The sequence below is a fragment of the Xanthobacter sp. ZOL 2024 genome (genome assembly GCF_052932325.1).
The window spans coordinates 780069-803437 of the sequence record NZ_CM128808.1 but is presented as its reverse complement, the minus strand read 5'-3'; the positions used below and the strand labels follow the sequence as shown (position 1 = coordinate 803437).

At 69.0% G+C, this 23369-nt stretch carries 22 protein-coding genes; 10 read left to right on the top strand and 12 right to left on the bottom strand.

The window, feature by feature from the left end:
• The first annotated feature begins 93 nt into the window (after positions 1-93).
• Positions 94-864, top strand: a complete 771-nt coding sequence (locus ACU4E7_RS03930; protein WP_238120339.1) for a queuosine precursor transporter — start codon at positions 94-96, stop codon at positions 862-864.
• A 3-nt stretch (positions 865-867) separates the two neighbouring features.
• Here the strand turns inward: ACU4E7_RS03930 and ACU4E7_RS03925 are convergent, their stop codons facing one another.
• The 6 genes from ACU4E7_RS03925 to ACU4E7_RS03900 all read right to left on the bottom strand — a co-directional run bounded on the left by ACU4E7_RS03925 (position 868) and on the right by ACU4E7_RS03900 (position 6814).
• Positions 868-1821 (bottom strand): cupin domain-containing protein, encoded by a 954-nt coding sequence (locus ACU4E7_RS03925; protein WP_447020710.1) that lies wholly within the window; start codon positions 1819-1821, stop codon positions 868-870.
• The gene (locus ACU4E7_RS03920) at positions 1818-3095 is read right to left on the bottom strand and encodes a hydantoinase/carbamoylase family amidase (protein ID WP_447020709.1); all 1278 of its coding nucleotides are present in this window, start codon (positions 3093-3095) and stop codon (positions 1818-1820) included. The genes ACU4E7_RS03925 and ACU4E7_RS03920 overlap by 4 nt, the downstream gene beginning before the upstream one ends.
• 25 nt (positions 3096-3120) lie before the next feature.
• Entirely contained in the window at positions 3121-4029 is a 909-nt protein-coding gene (locus tag ACU4E7_RS03915) for an alpha/beta fold hydrolase (RefSeq protein WP_447020708.1), read from the bottom strand.
• 11 nt (positions 4030-4040) lie between these two features.
• Positions 4041-5189, bottom strand: coding sequence for a pyridoxal phosphate-dependent aminotransferase (locus ACU4E7_RS03910; RefSeq protein ID WP_447020707.1), 1149 nt, complete (start codon positions 5187-5189; stop codon positions 4041-4043).
• A gap of 74 nt (positions 5190-5263) precedes the next feature.
• Positions 5264-6043 carry an SDR family oxidoreductase gene (locus ACU4E7_RS03905; RefSeq protein ID WP_238120344.1) on the bottom strand — a complete coding sequence of 260 codons (780 nt, stop codon included), beginning with the start codon at positions 6041-6043 and terminating at the stop codon, positions 5264-5266.
• A 57-nt stretch (positions 6044-6100) separates the two neighbouring features.
• Positions 6101-6814: a GntR family transcriptional regulator gene (locus tag ACU4E7_RS03900; RefSeq protein ID WP_447020706.1), complete on the bottom strand. Its 714-nt coding sequence runs from the start codon at positions 6812-6814 to the stop codon at positions 6101-6103.
• A 264-nt stretch (positions 6815-7078) separates the two neighbouring features.
• Between ACU4E7_RS03900 and ACU4E7_RS03895 the strand changes: the two genes are divergently transcribed.
• The 6 genes from ACU4E7_RS03895 to ACU4E7_RS03870 all read left to right on the top strand — a co-directional run bounded on the left by ACU4E7_RS03895 (position 7079) and on the right by ACU4E7_RS03870 (position 12733).
• A complete protein-coding gene (locus tag ACU4E7_RS03895; protein WP_447020705.1) occupies positions 7079-7963 on the top strand; it encodes an ABC transporter ATP-binding protein in 885 nt (294 codons plus the stop codon).
• On the top strand, positions 7963-8742 hold the full coding sequence (locus ACU4E7_RS03890; RefSeq protein WP_447020704.1) for a class II aldolase/adducin family protein: 780 nt from the start codon (positions 7963-7965) through the stop codon (positions 8740-8742). The genes ACU4E7_RS03895 and ACU4E7_RS03890 overlap by 1 nt, the downstream gene beginning before the upstream one ends.
• A 71-nt stretch (positions 8743-8813) precedes the next feature.
• Positions 8814-9836 (top strand): ABC transporter substrate-binding protein, encoded by a 1023-nt coding sequence (locus ACU4E7_RS03885; RefSeq protein ID WP_447020703.1) that lies wholly within the window; start codon positions 8814-8816, stop codon positions 9834-9836.
• 41 nt (positions 9837-9877) lie between these two features.
• On the top strand, positions 9878-10645 hold the full coding sequence (locus tag ACU4E7_RS03880) for an ABC transporter permease (protein WP_238120352.1): 768 nt from the start codon (positions 9878-9880) through the stop codon (positions 10643-10645).
• Positions 10642-11424, top strand: a complete 783-nt coding sequence (locus ACU4E7_RS03875) for an ABC transporter permease (RefSeq protein WP_447020702.1) — start codon at positions 10642-10644, stop codon at positions 11422-11424. Before ACU4E7_RS03880 ends, ACU4E7_RS03875 begins: the two co-directional genes overlap by 4 nt.
• 10 nt (positions 11425-11434) lie before the next feature.
• Positions 11435-12733 (top strand): LLM class flavin-dependent oxidoreductase, encoded by a 1299-nt coding sequence (locus ACU4E7_RS03870; protein WP_447020701.1) that lies wholly within the window; start codon positions 11435-11437, stop codon positions 12731-12733.
• Between the two features lie 39 nt (positions 12734-12772).
• Here the strand turns inward: ACU4E7_RS03870 and ACU4E7_RS03865 are convergent, their stop codons facing one another.
• On the bottom strand, positions 12773-14272 hold the full coding sequence (locus ACU4E7_RS03865; protein WP_447020700.1) for a CoA-acylating methylmalonate-semialdehyde dehydrogenase: 1500 nt from the start codon (positions 14270-14272) through the stop codon (positions 12773-12775).
• 132 nt (positions 14273-14404) lie between these two features.
• On the opposite strand from ACU4E7_RS03865, the gene ACU4E7_RS03860 reads away from it, so the two are divergent.
• Positions 14405-15292: a LysR family transcriptional regulator gene (locus ACU4E7_RS03860; RefSeq protein WP_447021582.1), complete on the top strand. Its 888-nt coding sequence runs from the start codon at positions 14405-14407 to the stop codon at positions 15290-15292.
• On the opposite strand, the gene ACU4E7_RS03855 is transcribed toward ACU4E7_RS03860, so the two are convergent.
• Positions 15279-16172 (bottom strand): LysR family transcriptional regulator, encoded by an 894-nt coding sequence (locus ACU4E7_RS03855; protein ID WP_447020699.1) that lies wholly within the window; start codon positions 16170-16172, stop codon positions 15279-15281. The two genes, ACU4E7_RS03860 and ACU4E7_RS03855, sit on opposite strands and share 14 nt — an antisense overlap.
• Positions 16173-16293: 121 nt before the next feature.
• Here ACU4E7_RS03855 and ACU4E7_RS03850 point away from each other — a divergent pair, with 121 nt between their 5' ends.
• The gene (locus ACU4E7_RS03850) at positions 16294-17925 is read left to right on the top strand and encodes a GMC family oxidoreductase (RefSeq protein WP_447020698.1); all 1632 of its coding nucleotides are present in this window, start codon (positions 16294-16296) and stop codon (positions 17923-17925) included.
• Positions 17926-17937: 12 nt separating this feature from the next.
• Here the strand turns inward: ACU4E7_RS03850 and ACU4E7_RS03845 are convergent, their stop codons facing one another.
• Complete coding sequence (locus ACU4E7_RS03845) at positions 17938-19197, bottom strand: CaiB/BaiF CoA transferase family protein (protein WP_447020697.1); 1260 nt, start codon at positions 19195-19197, stop codon at positions 17938-17940.
• A 186-nt stretch (positions 19198-19383) separates the two neighbouring features.
• Between ACU4E7_RS03845 and ACU4E7_RS03840 the strand changes: the two genes are divergently transcribed.
• Complete coding sequence (locus tag ACU4E7_RS03840) at positions 19384-20184, top strand: IclR family transcriptional regulator domain-containing protein (protein ID WP_238120360.1); 801 nt, start codon at positions 19384-19386, stop codon at positions 20182-20184.
• On the opposite strand, the gene ACU4E7_RS03835 is transcribed toward ACU4E7_RS03840, so the two are convergent.
• From ACU4E7_RS03835 to ACU4E7_RS03825, 3 genes are all read right to left on the bottom strand, one after another.
• On the bottom strand, positions 20169-20684 hold the full coding sequence (locus tag ACU4E7_RS03835) for an acyl dehydratase (protein WP_238120361.1): 516 nt from the start codon (positions 20682-20684) through the stop codon (positions 20169-20171). The genes ACU4E7_RS03840 and ACU4E7_RS03835 overlap by 16 nt on opposite strands.
• A complete protein-coding gene (locus ACU4E7_RS03830) occupies positions 20681-21922 on the bottom strand; it encodes a CaiB/BaiF CoA transferase family protein (RefSeq protein WP_447020696.1) in 1242 nt (413 codons plus the stop codon). The genes ACU4E7_RS03835 and ACU4E7_RS03830 overlap by 4 nt, the downstream gene beginning before the upstream one ends.
• 405 nt (positions 21923-22327) lie before the next feature.
• A complete protein-coding gene (locus ACU4E7_RS03825) occupies positions 22328-23368 on the bottom strand; it encodes a TRAP transporter substrate-binding protein (RefSeq protein ID WP_447020695.1) in 1041 nt (346 codons plus the stop codon).
• Between the last annotated feature and the right edge of the window lies 1 nt (position 23369).

Sequence of the window (23369 nt, the reverse complement as noted above, 5' to 3'; positions counted from 1 at the left end):
GGCATGGCTCTTGCTTGAACTTGGGCGCCAAGAGGGGCCCGCCCCAAGAGGAGCCCGCGCCAAGAGGAGCCCGCGCCAAGAGGAGCCCGTCCCATGAAGATTCCAGCGGTGTTGCACGGTCTGTCGCCCCAGGAGCCTCCCGGCATCCGCGCTGTGGAGGCCGGAGCGCTGATGGGCAGGCGCCTGCACTATTATGATTACTGCATGGCCGCCTTTGCGGTGATCCTCATCTGCTCCAACCTCATCGGCGCCTCCAAGGTGGCGGTGGTGGATCTGCCGCTGTTCGGGGCGGTGACCTTCGGCGCCGGCATCCTGTTCTTTCCTTTGTCCTATGTGCTGGGGGATGTGCTGACCGAGGTCTATGGCTATGCCCGGGCCCGCCGCGTGGTGTGGGTGGGGTTCGTGGCGGCGGTGTTCGCGGCCGGCATGGCGGCGTTCGTGGTGGCGGTGCCACCGGCGCCCGACTGGGGCGGGCAGGGGGCGCTGGCCAGCGTGCTCGGCCAGGTGCCGCGCATCTTCGCCGCTTCCATCCTCGCCTTCTGGGCCGGCGAGTTCGCCAATGCCTTCGTCATGGCGCGCATGAAGGTGTGGACCGAGGGGCGCCATCTGTGGACCCGCACCATCGGCTCCACGGTGGTGGGGCAGGCGGCGGACAGCCTCATCTTCTACCCGCTCGCCTTCCTCGGGGTGTGGGACACCGGCCTCGTGCTGACGGTGATGGTCACAAACTACCTGGTGAAAGTGGGCTGGGAGGCGCTCTTGACCCCGCTCACCTACCAGATCGTCGGCTTCATGAAGCGGGCCGAAGGCCTCGACGTCTATGATCTCGACACCGATTTCACGCCCTTCCGGACCCGGGTCTGAGTCTCATTCCAGGAAGGAAAAGCCCATGGTGCGGGCGTGGTAGTAAAGCCCGCCGTCCTGGACGATGAGGAACAGCGCCCGGGTGGGGCCGCCATTGTGATGGGAGTGGGGCGCGGCCGGCGGGGTCACCAGAGTGGCCCAGGGCGACCAGTCGCATGGCCGCTCGTCCACCATGGAGTGGCAATCGGTGCCGTTCACCACCAGGGTCAGCGCTGCGGAGTTGTGCCGGTGGCTGCGCTGATGCGCGCCGGGGGGCAGGGTGTTCAGCGACAGCGTCAGGGTGGGCATGATGTTGCGCGCCGCCGACTGGGTGTCGTTGGAGAAGATCAGCGCGATGCCCGAGGTGCGCTCGTTGGGCACATGGGCATAGATGAGGGCGACCTGCCGCTCGATCTCCGCAGCCGGATAATGCACCGGGGCGATGGGCCGGCGGGCGTCGTCGGGCGGGCAATCGCCGTCGAAGGCGAGCTGCGGCTCGTTGGTCACCAGCCAGGCCACCACCCGCTCGCGGGCGGTGATGCGCGCCGGGGCGCCCGGCAGCAGCAGCACGTCGCCGGTGCCGAAGGCGATGTCCTCACCGAGGCAGGTGGCGGTCCCGGTGCCGGCGATCACGTACCAGATGGAGCCGGTGGCGATGAAATCCGTGTCCAGGCTCTCGCCGGGGGCGATGGTGGCGTAGCGGGCCAGCATCAGCGGCGTGGTGGCGGGAAAGGCAAGGCCCATGGCCGCCGACTGATCGCAGGTGATGAGCCCGGTGGGGGCATCGTCCGCCATGGCCTGCGCGGCCGGTGTGGTGAACACCCCGCCAGGCACCGGCGGCAGCTTGATGTTGAAGGCGTTGCCCGAGTTGAAGAAGCGCGCCCGCGCCTGGGCTGGCCCGGTGGGCGCGGCGGGGCGCTGCTCCGGCATGTCGGCCATGTCGGGAAGGGCGGAGGCCGCGGCAGCGGGAGATGTCATGGTGCGGGGTCCTCCAGGGATGTGGTGGCGAGCAGGGGCGCGAGCACGTCGGTGAGTACCTGTGTGCCGTCGGCCAACTGCTCGGGGCTGGTGTATTCGTGCTCGGCGTGGCTCACGCCGTCGCGGCAGGGAATGAAGATCATCGCCGTCGGGCACATTGTGGCCAGGTGGCGGGCATCGTGGCCGGCGGCGGAGAGGATGGGCATGGAGGACAGGCCGCGGCCGGCGGCCGCCGCGGCGATCCGCGTCCGCAGGCCGACATCGAAGTCGTTGGGCGGCGCGTCCACCAGGCGCGTCACCGCCACGGCGCAGGGGGCGGGCTGCTGGGCGGCCTGCTCCGTGCAGATCGCCTCGCAGCGGGCGCCGAGGTGGGCCAGGGTGGCGGCATCCGGGTGGCGCAGGTCGATGCGGAAGGTCACCCGCGCGGGCACCACCGAGGGGGCGTTGGGGGCCACCAGCAGCCGGCCGATGGTGAATTTGACGATGGCGTCGGCGCCGCCCACCTGCGCGTAGAGCTGCGCCGCCATGCGGGTGAAGGCGGCGAGGGCATCGCGCCGCTCCGCCATGTCGAGGGTGCCGGCATGGCCCTCGGCACCGGTGATCTCCACCTCATAGGTGTATTTGCCCTGGATGCCGGTGACGACGCCGATCTGCGTCGCGGCCGCTTCCAGCAGCGGCCCCTGCTCGATATGCAGTTCCAGGAACGCGGCGGCGGGTGGCCCCAGCGGCCGGCGCGGCAGCGCGGGAAAGGTCGCCAGCAGCCGGTCGAGTGCATCGGCGACGCTGCAGCCCGCGGCGTCGCGCACGGCGCGGATCGTCGCCAGCGACCGCACGCCGGCAAAGGCTTCCGAGCCCATCATGCCGGGGGCGAAGCGGGAGCCCTCCTCGTTCATCCAGGCCACCACCGTCAGGTCTCGCGCGCGGGGCAGGGGGCTCGCCGCCAGGGTGGCGGCGGCCTCCAACGCCGCCATCACGCCGGCCGCGCCATCGAACTTGCCGCCGGTGGGCTGGCTGTCGAGATGGCTGCCCGCCAGCACCGGCGCCGCCGCCCGGTCGCGCCCCGGCAGGGTCAGGAAAAGATTGCCGGCGAGGTCGCAGGCCGGCTCCAGCCCCGCCTCGGCGCCCCATTGCAGCATCTGCCGCCAGGCCGCGATGTCCGCGTCGCTCAAGGCCTGGCGGTTGACGCCGCCGGCCGGCAGGGCGCCGATCTCGGCCAGCGCCAGGGTGCGGCGCCACAGCCGGGCGGCATCGATGGCGGGCAAGTCCGCGCGCATCTCCGCGCGCATCTCCGCGCGCATCTCACGCGGTCCGCATGATCTGGCCGGGCAGCGCCCGGGGATCGCGCGGCAGCCAGCGGCCGGCTTCCACCTGGGCAATGAATTCCGCCAGCTGGGCGTTGAAGGCACACGGCTCTTCGAGATTGAGCGTGTGCCCGGTCTTGGGGAACACCGACAGGCCACAGGCGGGAATGGTCTTCTTGAGGAAGATCCCCGGCTGCAGGCAATGGTCGTCCTCGTCGCCCACCATCACCAGCGTGGGCACCCTCATGGCCTTGAGGTCGTCTTCCAGGTCCCAGAAGGAGGGCCGGCGCGCCTGCACCCCGCGCATGGTCATGGCCGCGCCGATATCGGAATGGGTGGCGAGCCGGGCGGCGAAGTCCTGCCAGCCGCGCGGATCCTTGTTCTGGTACTGCACCCGGCTGGCGCCCAGGGCATAGATCTTGGAAAAGGCCTCGGCGCCGAGGCGCTCGAAATTATCGGCCACATCCCGCGAGACGCCGCGGAAATACTCTTCGAATTCCTTCTCGCACCCATAGCCGGCGCCGGCCACGGTGAGGGACAGGGCGCGTTCCGGGGTGCGCAGGCCGAAATGCACGGTGGCGAAGCCGCCCATGGACAGGCCGACGATATGTGCCGTGTCGATGCCGAGCCCGTCGAGCACCGCCACCGCATCATCGGCGGCGATGGCCTGGGAATAGCTGTCGATGTCGGTGGGAATGTCCGAGGGCGCATAGCCGCGCGCGGCGTAGGTGATGCAGCGGTGGCGGCGGGCGAAGAACCGCATCTGCGGTTCCCAGCTCATGTGGTTGCCGCCGAATTCGTGCACGAACAGGATGGGGGTGCCGGTGCCCACCTCTTCCACATGCAGGCGCACGCCGTCCTTGGCGGTGACGGTGAGGGGGGATGTCGTGAGGGCAGAACGAGACATGACAGACCTCGTCAGAACTGGGCGGGAACGTCGTTGAGGGCGCGGGCGCTGTCGACCAGCCGCGGCAGCAGGCTGGCGAACCTCTCGGCCCAGGGGCCGGGCACCGAGGTGCTCACCTTGATGAAGCGATCGCCGAAGCGGGCGGTGTGATAGGTGCCCTGGCGGATCATCATGCCCTCGCGCCGGGCGGCTTCCACCAGCGCCTCGGGCCGGATGCCGGCGGCCACCGTCTCGATCACCAGGAAGTTGCCGTGGGAGGGATAGACCGGCAGGTCCAGCCCCTCGATGGCGAGGGCGGCATCGCGGATCATCTCCTTGTTGGCCCGGTCGATGCGGCGGACCTCGCGCATCCATTCGGGCTTCACCGCAAGGCCGGCCATGGCCGCGCGCTGGGCGATGACGCTGGCGCCGAGCACGGCGGTGGTGCACGCCGTGCAGCGATCGAGCAACTCGGGCGCGCCCACCAGGGCGCCGATGCGCAGGCCGGCGAGGCCCAGCCACTTGGAGAAGCTCAGCGAAACCAGGGCGCCTGCCGGGGCGGCGTGGAGCGCGGGGTAATGACCATCGGCGAAATCGCGATAGGTGCAGTCGTGCACCAAGAGGGCGCCGCAGTCGCGGGCGATGGCGGCGAACGCCTCGATCTCCGCGCGGCTGTAGCGGATGCCCAGCGGATTGTTGGGGGCCACCAGATAGATGATGGCGGTGCGGTCATCCACCGCCGCCTTCAGGGCCTCCGGGGTGAGGCGATAGCCGCAGGCGGCGTCGTAGATGGGGATCTCGATGACCTCGGCGCCCTGCTGGCGGGCGAACAGGCAGGGCCATTTCCAGGTCGGGTCGGTGGTGACGAAGGTGCTGCCCGGCGTGCAGAAGGCGCGGCACACCATGGCCAGCGCCGAAACGCCACCCTCGGTCAACAGGGCCTCGGCGCCGGGTGTGCCGAGGTCCGCGACGATGGCGGCGCGCAGGGCCTCGAAGCCCAGGGGCGGGGCATAGGCATTGAACTCGTGGGAGCGGACCGAGGCGATCATCGCCTCTTCCACCGCCGGGTGGGTGGGAATGTGGTTGGTATTCTGGCCGAGCCACATGAGCCCGGGGGTGGAGAACAGGTCGTCGAAATAGCGGTTGCGCAGACGCGCGCTGGATGTAGGGGCGTTGGACATGCGGGGCGTTCCTGGGCGCCCCGCCGTGATGGCGGGGCAGGATCTGGATTATTGGGCGGCTGTGGGGGCGCGGCTCAGATGACCGAGCCGCGGGCCGAGATGCCACCGTCGATGGTGACATTGGTGCCGGTGATGTAGCCGGCGCGGGGCGAGGCCAGGAACGCCACCAGGTCCGCCACTTCCTCGGCGGTGGCGGGGCGCTTGCCGGGGTATTTGTCGTAGAGCTCTTCCCAGCGCGCCTCGGCGCCGAGCATGTCGATGGCCTTGCGCTTCATGATCTTCAGCATGCGGTCGGTGGCCACCGGGCCCGGATTGACGCCCACCACGCGCACGCCGTCGTTGAGGCTGGCGCCACCGAGCGCCTTGGTGAAGGACATGAGCGCGGCATTGCCGGTGGAGCCGGCGATGTAGCTGGCGTCCCAATTCTCACCGGAATTGCCGATGACGTTGATGATCACGCCGTCACGGCCGCGCATGCGCGCATAATAGGCCCGCGACAGGGTGATGTAGCCGAACACCTTGAGGTCGAAGCCGCGCCGCCATGCGGCGTCGTCCACCACGTCCAGGGCGCCGGCGGGGATGTCGCCGGCATTGTTGACGAGGATGTCCACCGCGCCGACATCGTCCACCAGCTTCTCCATGGCGGCGGTGCTGGACAGGTCCACCGGATAGATGGCCACGGTGACGCCATAGGTGGCCTCGAGGTCCGCCTTGGCCTGCGCCAGCGCCTCGCCATTGCGGGCGGCCAGGTGCAGGTGGCAGCCCTCGGCGGCCAGTGTCTGGGCGACGGCCAGGCCGATGCCCTTGGAGGCGCCGGTGATGAGGGCGGTCTTGTTGGTCAAATCGAGCTGCAAGTTTGTATCTCCGCAGGGGCTGCCGATATACAAACTCATGCAATACGCATACCAATATCAGCCATAGGCGGCGAGGAAGTCCAGCAGGTCGTCGCCCAGCAGGTTCACGTGGTCGCGCATGGCGGTGTGGGCGCGCTCCGCGTCGTGAGCGCGGATGGCCTCGATGACGGCGGCGTGCTCCTTGAGGGTGGCGGCGATGCGGGTGGGCATGCGGGTGACGCGGCGCCGGTAGGCGGCCACCTGATTGCGCAGCCTGCGGGTTTGCTCGGCCAGGAAGGCGTTGCAGGAGGCTTCATAGATCGCCTCGTGAAATTCCTGGTTCACGTCATAGAAGGCGTCGACCTCATCCGGCGTCGCAAGGCCTTCCAGGCGCAGGTGAATGGCGTCGATCCTGGCGATCTGCGCGGGGGTGATGCGGCGGGCGGCAAGCCGCGCGCACAGGCCTTCCAGCTCCGCCATTACCTGGAACATCTCCACCAGCGTATGGCCGCCGATGCTGCGGACCATGGCGCCCTGGCGGCCGCGCAGTTCCACCAGATTGCTCGCCGCCAGCAGGCGAAAGGCCTCGCGCACGGGCGTGCGGGAGACCCCGAAGCGGTCGGCGATCTCCTGCTCGTCCAGGCGGCTGCCGGGCTCGATGCGTCCGGCTGAGATGGCCGTCTCCAGCTCCTTGCGGATGCGATCCGCCAGGGTGGCGCCGGGGGTTCCGGTACGGGTTTCCTGGTCATTCGGTGGGCAACTGCCTGCCTCATGTGCGCAAACATCTTGCATATGTGTTTCTTAGCTCACTTTACGTATACATAAAGAGCGGGATCGCGCCTTGCTTCATGGGCTGATCCACGCCGCCGATGCGTGTCGTCCCTAGGATAAGAGGGCGTTGGCGGCAAAATGCAATGGTGCTGTTGCGCTGCCCCCGGATTGCGCCCCATCTCCGGATATTGGCATGCGCATTGCTAGATAATCTCCACAAATGGATCGTCGGCGCATGCGCTGAGGCATCTGCATTATACAATAAAGGAAGGTGTGCTTTTGCCCGTGGCCACACATCACAAAGGGTCGTCGGAACCGGCCTCGGGCGCAGCGGCGCCGGAGTGCCCGGCCGCCGCGGTGCCGCCCCTGCTGGATCTGCGCGGGCTGAGCAAGACGTTTGGCGCCGTGCAGGCCCTGGGGAATTTCACCGCCACCATCCAGCCCGGCGAGTTCGTCACCGTGGTCGGTCCCAGCGGCTGCGGCAAGAGCACCTTGTTCAACATCGTCTCGGGCCTCGAGGAGCCCGACGCCGGTGGCGTGGTGCGCTTCCAGGGCGCCAGTGTGATGGCCGCCGATCTGCTCGGCCGCGTCTCCTTCATGCCCCAGCGCGATCTGCTGCTGCCCTGGCGCACGGTGATCGACAATGCGGTGCTCGCGCTGGACGTGGAGGGGGCGCCGCGCAAGGCGGCGCGGGAGCAGGCGCGCGCCATGCTGCCGGAATTCGGCCTCGCCGGCTTTGGCGACCAGTATCCGAGCCAGCTGTCCGGCGGCATGCGCCAGCGGGTGGCGCTGATGCGCACCTTTCTGTTCAAGCGCGAGCTGATGCTGCTCGACGAGCCGTTCGGCGCCCTCGACGCCCTGACGCGCACCATGATGCAGCGGTGGCTGCTCGATGTGTGGCAGACCCACAAGCGCACCATATTGTTCATCACCCACGATGTGGACGAAGCCCTGTTCCTGGGGGATCGGGTGATCGTGATGAGCGCGCGTCCCGGCCGCGTGAAGCTGGAGCAGAAGGTGGATCTGCCCCGTCCGCGTCCCGCCGAGGTGGTGATTTCGCCGGAGTTCATCGGCCTCAAGCGCACCCTCCTGGAAGCCATCGAGGAAGAGGCGATGAAGTCGTTCCTCGCCCCCGGCGCCGACGGCGCCACCACAACGGAGGCTCGCTGATGAGCGCTCCCCTCGCCCGTGTTCCCCGCCCGTGCGATCCCCAGGAATGGGCGGCCCGGGTGGAGCTCGCCGCCTGCTACCGGCTGGTGGCGAAGCTGGGCCTCGATGATCTCATCTACAATCACATCTCACTGCGGCTGCCCGGGCGCGAGGGGGAGTTCCTCATCAACCCCTACGGCCTGCTGTTCGAAGAGATCACCGCGTCCAGCCTGGTGAAGATCGACACCGAAGGCCGCAAGCTCGACAACTCGCCCTATGAGGTGAACCGCGCCGCCTTCGTCATCCACGCGGCCGTGCACAAGACCGGGTCCGATGCGGCCTGCGTGCTGCATACCCATTCCGATGCCAGCGTCGCGATCTCCGGCCAGAAAGAGGGGCTGCTGCCGCTCAGCCAGTTCGCCATGCGCTTCTACCAGCGCCAGGGGTTCCATGCCTATGAAGGGGTGGCCATCGATCTCGACGAGCAGGCGCGGCTGGTGGCCGATCTCGGCACCCACAAGGTGATGCTGATGCGTCACCACGGCATCCTCACCGTTGGCCGCACGGTCGGTGAGGCGTTCATGCTGCTCTATTATTTCGAGCGTGCCGCGCGCATCCAGCTGGCCATGCAGGCGGCCTGCGCTTCTGGTGTGGAGCTGATGCTGCCGCCGCACGCGGTCTGCGAGAAGGCCGCGCGCCAGTTTTGGGAGCAGCAGGGCGACATCCTCATTCCCGGCGAGCGGGAATGGCCGGGCCTGCTGCGCCAGCTCGATCGCACCGATTCCAGTTTTCGCCAGTGAGCCGGCGCGGCATTGCCGCCGGCCATGTGGCGCTCCCCACTCTCGCGCCCTCCAATCCTCGGAGATCTGACATGACGACCCGCCGAAGCCTGCTGGCCACCCTGGTGGCCGGCGCCGCGTTCATCACCGCGGCCCTGCCGGCCGTACCGGCCGCCGCTGCCGATCTCACCAAGGCCAGCCTGCGTCTGAAATGGCTGCCGCAAGCCCAGTTCGCGGGCTTCTACGTGGCGGTCGCCAAGGGCTACTACAAGGCCGAGGGCATCGACCTCACCATCAACCCGGGCGGTCCCAACATTCTCACCGAGAATCTGGTGGCCACCGGCGCCGACACGTTCGGCCTGTCGGGGGGCGTCGACAGCGTGTTCGCCGCCCGCGACAAGGGCATGCCGGTGGTGTGCGTGGGCATCGCCCACCAGATGACACCGTTCGTGTTCGTCACCCGCGCCGATGGGCCCATCAAGAGCGTCGACGATTTCAAGGGCAAGAAGGTCACCACCTGGTTCACCGGCGCCAACCACGTGCTGAAGGCGATGCTGACCAAGGCGGGCGTGGACCCGGCGCTGGTCAACATCCAGCCGCAGCAGGTGAGCGTGACGCCGTTCGTGGATGGCCAGGTGGATGTCATCACCGCCACCCGCTACAACGAGTATTACACCATCAAGACCCGCATGGGCGAAGAGACGCTGCGCAGCTTCGTGGCCGAAGACTTCGGCATTACCTTCCCCCGTGACACGCTGATCGTGTCGGAGACCACCGCCAAGGAGAAGCCGGAGCTGGTGAAGGCGTTCCTGCGGGCCTCCATCAAGGGCTGGCAGGATGCCTTCGCCGATCCCAAGGGCGCCGTCGACACCATCATGGCGGTCGCGCCCACCCTCGACCGGGCCCACCAGGAATTCATGCTGGCCGAGGCCCAGAAGCTGATGCTGGCCGGCACCGTGAAGGAGAACGGCCTGTTCTGGATCGACATGGGCGCCGTGAAGACCGCCGAGCAGCTGTTCCTCGACGCCAAGGTGATCGCCAAGCCGGTGGATCTGGCCGCCACCTTCAACGTGAGCTTCCTGGAATCCATCCCGCTGGCGGAGCGTCGCCCGTGAGCGGCGCCCTCGTTGCGTCTCCGGCCTCACGGCCGGAGACGATGTCCCTCGCCCTCCTCGCCCCGCTGTGGCGCTTCGCCCGTGGCCTGTTCTGGCTGGCGGTGGTGCTGGCGGTGGCCGAGGGGCTGATCGTGCTGTTTGGCGTCCGGCCCTATTACGTGCCGCGGCCGAGCGTGGTCATCGGCGCCATCCTGGCGACGCCAACGCCCTATGTGCAGGGCTTCCTGCGCACCCTGTCGGAAACACTGCTGGGCTTTGCCTCGGGGGCGGTGTTCGGCATCGGCATCGGTGTGCTGTTCTTCCGGGCGCGGGCGCTGCGGGAACTGGTGTTTCCCATCTTCATCGTGTCGCAGACCATTCCGGTCATCGCCTTCGGCGCGCTGGTGGTGCTGTGGTTCGGCAACACCCTGGTGGCCAAGGCCGCCATCTCCTTCTATCTCACCTTCTTTCCCGTCACCGTGAACACCCTGCTGGGGCTCGAGGGGGTCGATCCGCGCCAGGAGGCGCTGATGCGCTCGTTCGGCGCCAGCCGCTTCAAGCTGCTGACCCATCTGCAATTGCCCAGCGCGCTGCCGCAGATCTTCGTCGCGCTGCGCCTCGCCTCGGCGCTGGCCCTGGTGGGTGCGCTGGTGGGTGAGTGGTTCGGCGATACGGTGGGGCTCGGCGTGCTGCTGCTGCAGGGCATGTACAACGAGAACGTGGTCGCCATCTGGGCCGCCATCGCTGTCTGCGCGCTGCTGGGCACCGGCCTCTATGCCGCCGTCAGCATGATCGAGAAGTGGCTCGTCTTCTGGGGAGCGGAACAATGAGCGCGACGGCGGATTTCGCCGCGGCCCTGCCGCGCGTGCTCGGCTCGCGTACGGTCCAGCGGGGCGTGCTGGGCATGGTGCTGCTGGTGGCGGTGTGGGAAGGCGTGGCGCGGGGCTTCGCCTTGCCCGCTTATACCCTGCCGGCGGTCAGCGCCATCCTGGTCAATATTGTCGACAGCTGGTCGGTGCTGGCGCCGGCGGCCAGCTACACCTTGACGGAGTCCCTGCTCGGCTATGGGGTGGGCTCGCTGATCGGCATCGCGCTGGCGGCGCTCATCACCCTGGTCCCCCGGGCCCGGGCGGCGATCCTGCCGGTGGCGACCGCCATCAATTCGGTGCCGGTGGTGGCGTGGTCGCCGCTGATCCTGCTGTGGTTCGGCATCGGCATCGCCTCCAAGGTGGTGATGGTGGCGCTGGCGGTGAGCTTCACCGTGTTCCTTTCCGCCCTGGCCGGCTTCGACCGGGTCGACCGGCGCGCCGCCGATCTCATGCGCTCGTTCGGCGCCGGCCGGCTCTCGGTGCTGTGGCGGCTGCGCCTGCCCACAGCGCTGCCGCTGATCGCCGCCGGCATGCGGGTCTCCACCGTGCGGGCCATCATCGTCGCCATCGTCACCGAAATGCTGGGCGCCTACGACGGCATCGGCTGGGTGATCTACCAGGCGGTTCTGCAAGTGGACTTCGTGCGGGTGTGGTCGGCCATCTTCGTGGCCTCGGCCCTCAGCCTCGCCTTCTTCGGCCTCGTGAGCTTCTGCGAGCGGCGCCTCATCTTCTGGACCTGAGATCCCGACCATGTCACGACAGATGCACTTCGGCCTGTTCCTGCTGGGAACGGGGAGCCACATCGCGGGCTGGCGCCAGCCGGGTGCCATGGATACTTTCCAGGACATCGAGAAGGTGCGGCAGATCGCGGCCACCGCCGAGCGCGGCCTGTTCGACCTCATCTTCATGGGCGACAATCTGAACGCCGATCCCGCCAGCCACCCCTCCTACACGGCGCGGCTGGAGCCCATGACCCTGCTCGCCGCCATCGCCGGCGCCACCCGCCACATCGGCCTCGGCGGCACCGTGTCCACCACCTATGCGGATCCCTTTTCGGTGGCCCGGGCGTTCGCTTCGCTCGATCACATCAGCGGCGGGCGGGCTGCCTGGAACGCGGTGACCACCTCGGCGCCGGCCGCCGCCGCCAATTTCGGCACCCAGCATCCCGACCACGCCCGGCGCTACGAGCGGGCGGGTGAGTTTGTGGATGTGGTGACGGGCCTGTGGGACTGCTGGGCCGACGACGCCATCTGCGCCGACCGCGCGAGCGGCGTCTATATCGATCCCGCCAAGGTGCGCCCCCTCGACCACGAGGGCCCTTTCTTCAAGGTGAAGGGGCCGCTCAACATCGGGCGCTCGCCCCAGGGCCATCCCATCATCTCCCAGGCCGGCGGTTCGGAGCCGGGGCAGATGCTCGCCGCCCGCACCGCCGACATCGTATTCGCGGTGGTGCAGGACCTGGCGGAGGCGAAGGCCGGTTACGACAGCCTCAAGGCCCGCCTGCCGGTCTTCGGCCGCCATCCCGACGAGGTGTGCGTTCTACCGGGGGTGATGCCGGTGGTGGGGCGCACCGCCAAGGAGGCGCGGGAGAAGCTCAACGATCTCATGCAGTTCGTCGATACGAGCAATGCGCTCGGCATGCTCTCGGAGCGCTTCGGCCACGACATGAGCGCCTATGCGCTCGACGGTCCCATTCCCGATCTGCCGGAGGCCGACACCTACAAGTCGTTCACCGGGGTGCTGCTCTCGAAGGCCCGGCGGGACGGCATGAGCCTGCGGGATCTCTACAATCTGGTGGCGGCGGCCCGTGGCCACTGGGTGCTGTGCGGGGCGGCGGAAGAGGTGGCCGACACGCTCCAGCAGTGGTTCGAGGCCGGCGCCGCAGACGGCTTCAATGTGATGCCGCCCTACTTTCCCGGCGCGTTCGACGATTTCGTCGATCTGGTCATTCCGATCCTGCAGGAGCGCGGCCTGTTCCGCACCGCCTATGAGGGCGCCACCCTGCGTGATCTGCTGGGCCTGAAGCGGCCGGCCAATCCCAACTTCTGACCCGGGGTGGACGGGCCCCCGCGACGGGGGCCCGCCGCGTCACTTCATGGTGGGCATCACGAACTCGGCGCCGGCGCGGATGCCGGTGGGCCAGCGGGTGGTGATGGTCTTCAGCCGCGTGTAGAAGCGCACGCCTTCCGGCCCGTGCATGTGGTGGTCGCCGAACAGCGAGGCCTTCCAGCCGCCGAAGGAGTGGAACGCCATGGGCACCGGGATCGGCACGTTGATGCCCACCATGCCCACCTTGATGTCATGTGCGAACTCACGGGCGGCGTCGCCGTCGCGGGTGAAGATGGCGGTGCCGTTGCCGAACTCGTGCTCGTTGATGAGGGTGGCGGCGGTGGCGAAGCTGTCGGCGCGCAGCACCGCCAGCACCGGGCCGAAGATCTCTTCCTTGTAGATGCGCATGTCCGGCGTCACGTTGTCGAACAGCGTGCCGCCGATGAAATAGCCGTCCTCATAGCCCTGCAGCTTCAGGCCGCGGCCGTCCACCACCAGGGTCGCGCCCTCGGCGACGCCGGCATCCACATAGCCGGAGACCTTGTCCAGGTGCTGGCGGGTGACGAGGGGGCCCATCTCCGCCTCGGGATCGGTGCCGGGGCCCACCTTCAGCGCGCGCACCTTGGGTTCGAGCTTCGCCATCAGGGCGTTGGCCGTCTCCTCGCCCACCGGCACGGCCACCGACACCGCCATGCAGCGCTCGCCGGCGGAGCCGTAGGCGGCGCCCATCAGCGCATCCACCGCCTGGTCGAGGTCGGCGTCGGGCATGATGATCATGTGGTTCTTGGCACCGCCCAGGGCCTGGCAGCGCTTGCCGGTGCGGGCGGCGGTCTCATAGATGTATCTGGCGATGGGGGTGGAGCCCACGAAGCTGATGGCGGAGATGTCCGGGTCGTTGAGCAGCGCGTCCACCGCGGCCTTGTCGCCGTTCACCACGTTGAACACGCCGTCGGGCAGTCCGGCTTCCTTGAGCCACTCGGCCAGCACCAGAGCGGCGGAGGGATCGCGCTCGGACGGCTTCAGGATGAAGCAATTGCCGCAGGCCAGCGCCACCGGGAACATCCACATGGGCACCATGGCGGGGAAGTTGAACGGGGTGATGCCGGCGACGATGCCCAGGGGCTGGCGCACGCCGTAGCTGTCCACCTTGGTGCCCACGTCCTCGGTGATCTCACCCTTCAGCATCTGGGGAATACCGGTGGCGAACTCCACCACCTCCATGCCGCGCTGGATTTCGCCCTTGGCGTCGGACAGCACCTTGCCGTGTTCGGCGGTGATGATGGCCGAGAGGCTGTCGATCCGCTCTTCCATGATGCGCAGGAAGGCGTTGAGGATGCGGGCACGGCGCAGCGGCGTGGTGGCGGCCCAGCCGGGGGCGGCGGCCTTGGCGGCGTCCACCGCCGCGCGCACCTCTTCCGGCGCTGCCAAAGCGACGGTGCCGGACTGGAGGCCGGTGGCCGGGTTGAACACCGGGGCGCTGCGGCCGCTGGTGCCCTCGACGCGGCGGCCGGCGATGTAATGGGGAATGGATTGGGCCATGGCTGAGGTCCTTGCGCGGGCAGCGGGCGCGGCTGGCCCGCCGGAATGACGACGCTCCTTCCTTCCCGCTTCAAGAGGCGCACAGCAATGAGTAAGATCGAGAACTCATTGTGCGGAATTTGAAGTGTGATGATGGATTGGGACCATTTGCGCGTCTTCCTGGCGGTGGCGCGGCAGGGTCAGTTGCTGGCGGCGGCGCGGCGGCTGGGGCTGAACCACGCCACCGTGGCGCGCCGGCTGGATGCGCTGGAGGCGGCGCTGGCGACGCCCCTGTTCGATCGCCGCCCGGCGGGCACGGTGCTGACCGCGGCGGGCGAGCGGCTGTTGCCGGCGGCGGAGCGCATCGAGGCGGAGATCCTGGGCGCGGCCGAGAGCCTGCGGGAGGAGGCGGCGGAGGTCTCCGGCACCGTGCGCATCGGCGCGCCGGACGGCCTTGGCAATTATTTCCTGGCGGCCGAATTGGGCCGTCTCGCCGCCACCTATCCCGACCTGATCGTGGAACTGGTGCCGCTGCCGCGGACCTTCTCCTTGTCCCGTCGCGAGGCCGATCTCGCCATCGTTCTGGACCGGCCGGCGGAGGGCCGGCTGGTGGTCTCGCGCCTCACCGATTACACCCTGGGCGTCTATGCGGCGCAGGCCTATCTCGAAGCGGCGGGCACGCCGCAGGCGGTGGAGGATCTCGCCAACCACACGGTGGTGACCGGGGTGGAGGACCTCGCCTATGCCTCGGCCCTCGATTATGCTGAGGTGCTGGAGCGCCACGGCGGCCGGCGCTTCCGCTGCGCCAGCGTGATGGGGCAGGTGGAGGCGGTGAAGGCCGGCACCGGCATCGGCGTGCTGCATGATTTCGCCGTGGGCGCCCATGACGGGCTGGCCCGGATCCTGCCGCAGGTGCGCTTCCGCCGCAGCTATCACCTCCTCGCCCATCCCGATACGCAGGCGGTGCGCCGCATCGCCGTGGCGCGGGATGTCCTGGCGCGCCGCTTCCGCGAGGCGCGGGCGCGCTTCATCTGCGCATGAACAAGGCGCGGTCGGCCCGCACCCGGCTGGTGAGGGCGGCGAGCACCGCCTGCACCCGGCGCAGCCGCCGCATGTCGTCATGGACCGAGAGCCAATAGCTGCGGGTGAGGCCCACCGCGTCGGGCAGGAGGCGGATCAGTTCCGGCCTCCGGGCGGCGAGGAAGGTGGGCAGCACCCCCAGCGCCGCGCCGCTCGCCACCGCCTCCACCTGGGCGATGACGCTGGTGCTGCGGATGGTGGGGGAAAGCTCCACCCGCTCGTCGAGCCGGGAGAAGTCCAGGGCGGCGGTGAACAGCAGCTCGGGGATGTAGCCGGCGAACACATGGTCGGGCAGAGCGGCGACGCTGGCCGGTTCGCCGCGCCGGTCGAAATAGGCGCGGGTGCCATAAAGATCGAGGCTGTAGTCGGTGAGCTTGCGCACGCTCACCCGCCCGGCGGCGGGCCGCTCCAAAGTGATGGCGAGATCCACCTCGCGGCTGGCCAGGGAATAGGTGCGCGGCAGGGCCACCAGCTCGGTTTCCAGGCCCGGGTGCTCGGCTGAGAGGGCGGCGAGCCGGGCCGCCAGATAGCCGACGCCGAGCCCTTCCGGCGCCCCCACCCGCACCCGGCCGGCCAGCACCATCTGGTCTTCCCCAAGGCCGGCCACCTTGCGCAGCACGATGGATTCGATCTCCTCCACCGCCTCCGCCAGCTTCTGGCCCTGCTCGGTGATGACGGTGCGCCGGCCGGCCCGCTCCACCAGAGGCGCGCCCAGCGCCGCTTCCAGCCGGGCGATGCGGCGGCCCACGGTGGAATCGTCCACCCCCAGGGCCTTGCCGGCGCTGGTCATGCGGCCGGAGCGGGCAAGCTGCAGAAAGATGCGCAGATCATCCCAATCCATGGCTTTGTTCTGCATTTTTGCGGAAGTGAAGCGACGCTATCGGCCTTGAGCGCGAAAATCCAGCGTGCCATCACCGCAAGAGCCAGAAGCCACCAAGAGCCACTGGAACAGGGAGAGCGCCATGGGCACCGACGACGTGGGCCGTCTCGACGGCGATTATGATTACATCGTCGTTGGCGCCGGCACCGCCGGCTGCATCGTCGCCAACCGCCTCTCGGCGGACCCCACCAAACGGGTGCTGCTGCTGGAGGCCGGCGGGCGCGACAACTGGATCTGGTTCCATATTCCGGTGGGCTATCTGTTCGCCATCGGCAATCCGCGCTCCGATTGGATGTTCAAGACCGATCCCGAGCCGGGGCTGAACGGGCGGGCGCTGAACTATCCGCGCGGCAAGGTCATCGGCGGCTCGTCCGCCATCAATGCCATGATCTCCATGCGGGGCCAGGCGGCCGATTACGATCATTGGCGCCAGCTCGGCCTCACCGGCTGGGGCTGGGATGATGTGCTGCCCGCCTTCAAGGCGCTGGAGGACCATTTCCTCGGGGCGAGCGCCCTGCACGGCACCGGCGGCGGCTGGCGCATCGAGGCGCCGCGCCTCTCCTGGGACGTGCTGGATGCGGTGGGCCGCGCGGCGGAGGAGATGGGCGTGCGCCGGGTGCCGGATTTCAACACCGGCGACAATGAGGGCGTGGGCTATTTCCATGTGAACCAGAAGCGCGGCCGGCGCTGGTCGTCCGCCCGCGGCTTCCTGAAGCCGGCCCTCGGCCGCGCCAACCTGCGGCTGGAAACCGATGTGGTGGCCGATCGTGTGCTGGTCGAGGCCGGTCGGGCGGTGGGGGTGCGCTATCGCCAGAACGGGCGGCTGATGGAGGCGCGGGCGCGCGGCGAGGTGCTGCTGTGCTCCGGCTCCATCGGCTCCATCCAGGTGCTGCACCGTTCCGGCATCGGCCCCGGCGAATGGCTGGCGCCCCTGGGGCTGGAGGTCGTCGCCGACCGTCCCGGCGTGGGGCGGAACCTGCAGGATCACCTGCAGCAGCGGGCCATCTACAAGGTGCATGGCATCCGCACCCTCAACGAGACCTATTATTCGCTGCCGCGCCGGGCCCTGATGGGGATCGACTATGCCCTGCGCCGGCGCGGACCGCTGACCATGGCGCCTTCCCAATTGGGCATCTTCACGAGGTCCGATCCGGGCCAGGAGCGGGCCAATATCCAGTTCCACGTTCAGCCCTTGTCCTTGGACAAGTTCGGCGAGCCGCTGCACCGCTTCCCGGCCATCACCGTGGCGGCCTGCAACCTGCGCCCCACCTCCCGTGGGCTGGTGCGGGTGACCACGGCGGATCTCGACGCGCCGCCGCAGATCGCCCCCCATTATCTCACCACCGAGGCCGACCGGCAGGTGGCGGCGGATGCCATCCGCGTCACCCGGCGGCTCATGGGCCAGAAGGCCCTCGCGCCCTATCGGCCGCAGGAATATCTGCCGGGGCCGAGCGTGGGGGATGATGCGGCCTCCCTCGCCAAGGCGGCGGGCGACATCGGCACCACCATCTTCCACCCGGTCGGCACCGCCAAGATGGGGCGGGCGGATGATCCGCAGGCGGTGGTGGATGAACGGCTGCGGGTGTTCGGCATCGGCGGGCTCAGGGTGATCGATGCGTCGGTGATGCCCACCATCACTTCCGGCAACACCAACACGCCCACCGCCATGATCGCCGAGAAGGGCGCCGGCTTCGTTCTTGCCGACGCCCGCTGATGCCGGTCGCCCTCAGCCGATGACGCCGGCGCGGCGCAGATCGGCGAGGGTCTCCGGCGCGAGGGCGAGCCGCTCGTGCAGCACCGCGTCGGTCTGCGCGCCCAGCTGCGGCGGCGCGCTGTCATAGCGGGCGGGGGTGGCGGAGAGCTTCACCGGGAAGCCCACCACTGGAACCGTGGTGCCGCCCTCCAGCGTCATGTGCTGCACCAGGCCGCGGGCGGCGATCTGCGGCTCGGCGAACACCTGGTCGATGCGGTTGATGGGCCCGCCCGGCACCCCGGCCTCCGCCATGGCGGGGATGAGATCGGCGGTGGACCATTGGGCGATGGCCGCCCCCAGGGTCGCCTCCACCTCGTCGCGCCGGGCGACGCGCGCGGCATTGTCGCCATAGCGCGGATCCTCGGCCATGGCATCGAGCTTCAAAAGCCGGCACAGGGCGCGGAACTGGCGGTCGTTGCCGGTGGCGATGATCGCGTGGCCGTCGCGGGTGGGGAAGGTGCGGTAGGGCACCACATTGGGGTGCAGATTGCCCATGGGCTTGGGGATCATGCCGCCCACCAGCCAGTTCATGGCCTGATTGGCGAGCACTGCCACCTGGGTGTCGAGCAGCGCGCAGTCGAGATGCTGGCCGGTGCCGGTGGCATCGCGATGGCGCAGCGCCGCGAGAATGGAGATGGTGGCGTAAAGCCCAGTGAAAACATCGGAAACGGCGACGCCGACCTTCATGGGCTCGGCCCCCGGCGTGCCCTCCGGCTGGCCCGTGATGCTCATGAGGCCGCTCATACCCTGCACCACGAAATCATAGCCCGGCCGCTTCGCCAGCGGGCCATCCTGGCCGAAGCCGGTGATGGAGCAATAGACCAGCCGGGGGTTGATGGCGCGCAGGCTCTCATAATCGAGCCCATAGCGGGCAAGGGCGCCCACCTTGAAATTCTCCAGCACCACGTCGCTGTCGCGGGCCAGGGCGCGGATGAGATCGGCCCCGGTGGGCTGGGCCATGTCCACGGTGATGGAGCGCTTGTTGCGATTGCAGCCGAGGAAATAGGCGCTGAAGCGGGCGCCCTCGGTGCCATCCTCCACGAACGGCGGGCCCCAGGAGCGGGTGTCGTCACCAGCCCCCGGCTGCTCCACCTTGATGACGTCGGCGCCGAGATCGCCGAGGATCTGGGAGGCCCAGGGGCCCGCCAGGACGCGGCTCAAATCCAGCACCCGCAGGCCGGCGAGGGCATAGGGGGCGGAACGAAGGAGCGTTTCCGAATCACGTTCTTGCATGGAATTTCATTCTGTGAAATATTATTTCATATAATCTAGCGCAGGGTCATCCACCCCACAAGGGCGCCGATGACTCGGTGTGGTTGCGGGCGTCGATCCGCGTGCCTAGAAGTCACAGGCGCCGGCGGTGTGTGACCGCCCGTCGGCGCAGGTTGCCGGATCCACCGGCCGCGAGGGGGAGCGTCGATGCCGTCATTCAAGCCCGTGGTCGCGGTCCTGCGCGGTCTCGACGTGTTGCGGGCGGTGAACGAGAGTTCGGAGTCCACCGTGGGCTCTGTGCACGCGGCCACCGGGCTCGACAAGGCCACCATCGTGCGCATGCTGGAGACGCTGGAGCACGGCGGCTATGTGGTGCGCACCGGCAAGCGCGGCACCTACGCCGCTGCCGGCCGCACCCTGCAATTGAGCTCCGGATACAATTTCCATGAGCGCCTGCAGGCGGCGGCCGAGCCCATCATGGCGGCATTCCGCCGGCGGGTGGGCTGGCCGTCGGATCTGGCCGTGTGCGACCGCGACGAGATGATCGTGGTGCAGACCAGCCGCGAGCAGGGCCCGCTCCATCTCAACCGTCGCCCCGGCTATCGCGCACCGGTGCTCATCACCTCGGTGGGCCGGGCCTATCTCGCCTTCTGCACCCCCGCGCGCCAGGCCGCCATTCTCGACCGGCTGGCCCAGCGCCCGGACGTGGCGCCCCTTGACCGCCCGGCCGCCGAAGCCATGCTCGAAACCGTGCGCCGGCAAGGCTTTGCGGTGATGGACGACATCTATTCCAGCCGCGAATATGAGAGCCTGGTATGGGCCATGGCGGTGCCGGTCATAGATGGCGACCATGCCTGTGCCTCCATCAACATCATGATGCTGCGCTCCGCGGTCTCGCCGGAGACCGCCGTCAGCCAGCTGCTGGAGCCGCTGCGGGAGACGGCGGGGCAGCTGGCGGAGGCGATCCGCGCCCAGGGTGGGGTTCCGGAGATCTATTCCGCCGCTTGAGCCGCCGGCGCGCGCACCCGCACCATCCGCAGCGGGGTGTAGACCAGGGTGACGGTGCCGTCCTGCTTCACCACCCGATTGCGGGTGCGCACCAGCCCGCGGTCGGGGCGGGACGTCAGGCGCGCCTCGATCACCTCGCAGGCGACGTGGATTGTGTCGCCGACGAAGGTCGGTCCCTTCATGTCCACCTCGGCATTGAGGAAGGCAAGGCCGGTGCGCTGCATGGAGGTGGTGAGCAGCCCCTCGGCGCAGGCATAGACCAGCGCCCCCGGCACCACCCGGCCCTGGATCGCCATGTGCGCCCGGTCGGCGGTGTTGGTGAACAGCTCCTCGGTGAACCAGGAGAGGTTCACGAAGGCGACCAGGTCGGTTTCGGTGATGGTGCGCCCGGTGGTGCGGAAGCGGGTGCCGAGGGGCAGGTCCTCGAAATGGAAACCGAGGCCGAGGGTGGGGCCCTCGTCCCCGAGGGCGGGCGAAGAGGGGGAAGCGGCGTCGCTCATGCGGACTCCATGGGTTCGGTGATGTCGGTGGGGGTATCGGCGGCGACCACCACGGCTCCGCAGGCGCACAGGGCGGCGAGGCGGGCGGCGTCGTACCCGACCTCGGCCAGCACCTCGGCACTGTGCTCGCCGAGCCGCGGCGCGTGTCGGCGCACCTTCGGCCGGGCTCCGGCCCAGCGGGTGGCGATGCCGATGGCGCGCATGCTCCCCTCGCTCGGATGCTCGGTGAGCGGCAGGAAGCCGGTGGCGGCGTGGTGGGGATCCTCAATCAGGCTGCCGGGGGTATGGAGCGGCATGGCTGGGATCTCCGCCGCTGCCAGGGCCGCCAGCCAGTCGGCGGTGGTGCGGGTGGCCATGGCATCGGCCACCATGCCGTAGAGCTCGTTGATGTGCCGGGTGCGGGCGCCGATGTCGGCGAAGCGGGGATCGCAGGTGAGCAGCTCGGCGCGGCCGATGAGGCCCAGGAAGTGGCGCCATTGCTTGTCGTTGTAGATGACCGTGCAGATGTAGCCGTCGAGGGTCCGGTAGGGGCGGCGATGGTCCGCCAGAAGGCGCGGATAGCCGGTGGGCCCCAGGGGCGGGACGAAGGTCTCTCCGCCCATGTGATCGCCCAGGATGAACTCGGTCAGCGCCTCGAACATGGGGATCTCCACCACCTCCCCACGCCCGGTGCGGGCCCGCTGGAGCAAGGCGGCGGTGACCGCATAAACCGCGTGCAGGCCGGCGGTGCGGTCGGCCAGGGTGGCGGGCACGTAGCGCGGGTCGCTGCCGGTGGCCTCCGCGATCAGGGAAGGCAGCGCCACCGCGCCCTGGATCAGGTCGTCATAGGCTGGCTTGTCCGCATAGGGACCATCCTGGCCGAAGCCGGTGATGGCGGCATAGACGAGCTTCGGATTGAGGGCGGTGACGTCCTCTGGCGCCAGCCCCAGCCGGGCCATGGCGCGCGGGCGCATGTTGTGAATGAAGACGTCGGCGGTGGGGACGAGGTCGAGCAGCGCCTGGCGCGCCGCCGGCTGCTTCAGATCCAGCACCAGCGAGCGCTTGGAGCGGTTGGCATGCAGGAAGATGGCGCCCATGCCGGGATGGCGCATGGGGCCGATGCCCCGCACATTGTCGCCGGCGGGCGGCTCCACCTTGATCACGTCGGCGCCGAGGTCGCCGAGGATCTGGGTGGCGTAAGGCCCCACCAGCACCGAGGTGAGATCGAGGATGCGTATGCCGTCGAGCGGTCCGCCCATCGCGGCCCTCCATGGGAGACGTGGCAGCCCGGCCGGCGCAGGAGGCGCGCCGCGCCGGCGGCCAGGGGATTGGTGTCTCGGCTCCGGGCGGAACCCGGAGCGGCAAGCTGAAGTGGGCGACGAGCTGGCAAACGACAGTGGCAAAACATGCCACATGCGGCGTTTGACTGCTGCCGCCCGCTCTCAATTGGGCGGTCACTGCCGTCTCGCACTGACACGCAGAAAACGCGCAGAAGACACGAAGCCGGGCCCGATCGAAGCGCCGGGCGACGCGCCGTGGCGCGAGGGGCGGACGGCCGCCCCCTTGTCCCTGTGGGTGCGCTGCAGCCCGGCTCAATCCGGGGGCGGCGCCATGGCGGGCGCGCGCCCCCGGCCCGGCGGCCGGTCAGGCGGTGGCCGCTCGGATCACTGGGGCTTCTGCTCGAGGGCCTTGCGGAAGGCCTCGAGGGTCTGGGTGCCGGGCAGGCGGCGCTTGTCCAGATTGGCCGCCCATTCGGCGCTCACCCCGGCCACGTCCTCGCGCAGCTTGGCCTTGTCGGCGGCCGAGAGGGTGACGAACTCCACGCCGGTGGCCTTGATGCGCTCCATGTCGCGGCTGTCGTCGAGGTCGGTCTTGGAGCAGGCGTTGCGGTTGATCTTGTCGGCGGCCTGGTCGATGGCGGCCTTCACATCATCCGGCAGCGCATCCCATTTGCGCTTCGAGATCATGTAGGTGATGACGAAGCTGCCGAGGTTCTCCCCCACGGTGGCCGACTTCACATAGCGGGTGAGGTCGTAGGAGGTGATGCTGGAATGGGGGAAGAGCATGCCGTCCACGGTGCCGCGGGAAAGCGCCTCCATCACGTCCGGGGTAGGAATCTGCACCGGCACGGCGCCGAGCTTGCGCACGGTGAGTTCCTTGGCGGCGCCGGTGGTGCGCAGCTTCTTGCCCTGGGTGACATTAATGGAGGTGATGGGCTCGCGCGCCATGTAGAGCTGGTAGGGCGGCAGCACCAGGGTCCACAGCGCCCGCATGCCGGCGGGGCTGATCTCCTTCTGGTCGAGGAAGCCGCCGGGCTTCACCAGCTGCCAATAGGCCAGCGTGCCCTCGCAGCTGGTGGAGAAGGATTCCGGCAGCTCGGCGACGGTGGAGAGCGGCAGTTTGTCGGTCACGAAGGCCGGCGCCACATAGCCGATGTCGGTCACGCCGCTCTGGGTGAGCTTGAGCATGTCCTTGGATTTGCCGAGCTGCTCGGCCGGGTAATATTTGAACTGAACCTTGCCGTTGGTGGCGCGGGTGATTTCCTCCATCCACGGCTTGGTGCCGTGCTCCACCACATAGTGGCCGGCGGGGAAGGAGTCCGCCACCCGGAGGGTGATCTCCTCGGCCCGCGCGGCGCCGGCGGCCGCCAGGCAGCCGGCGGCCAGCGACAGCAGGGTCAGTGGTCTGGCAACGTTGAACGACATG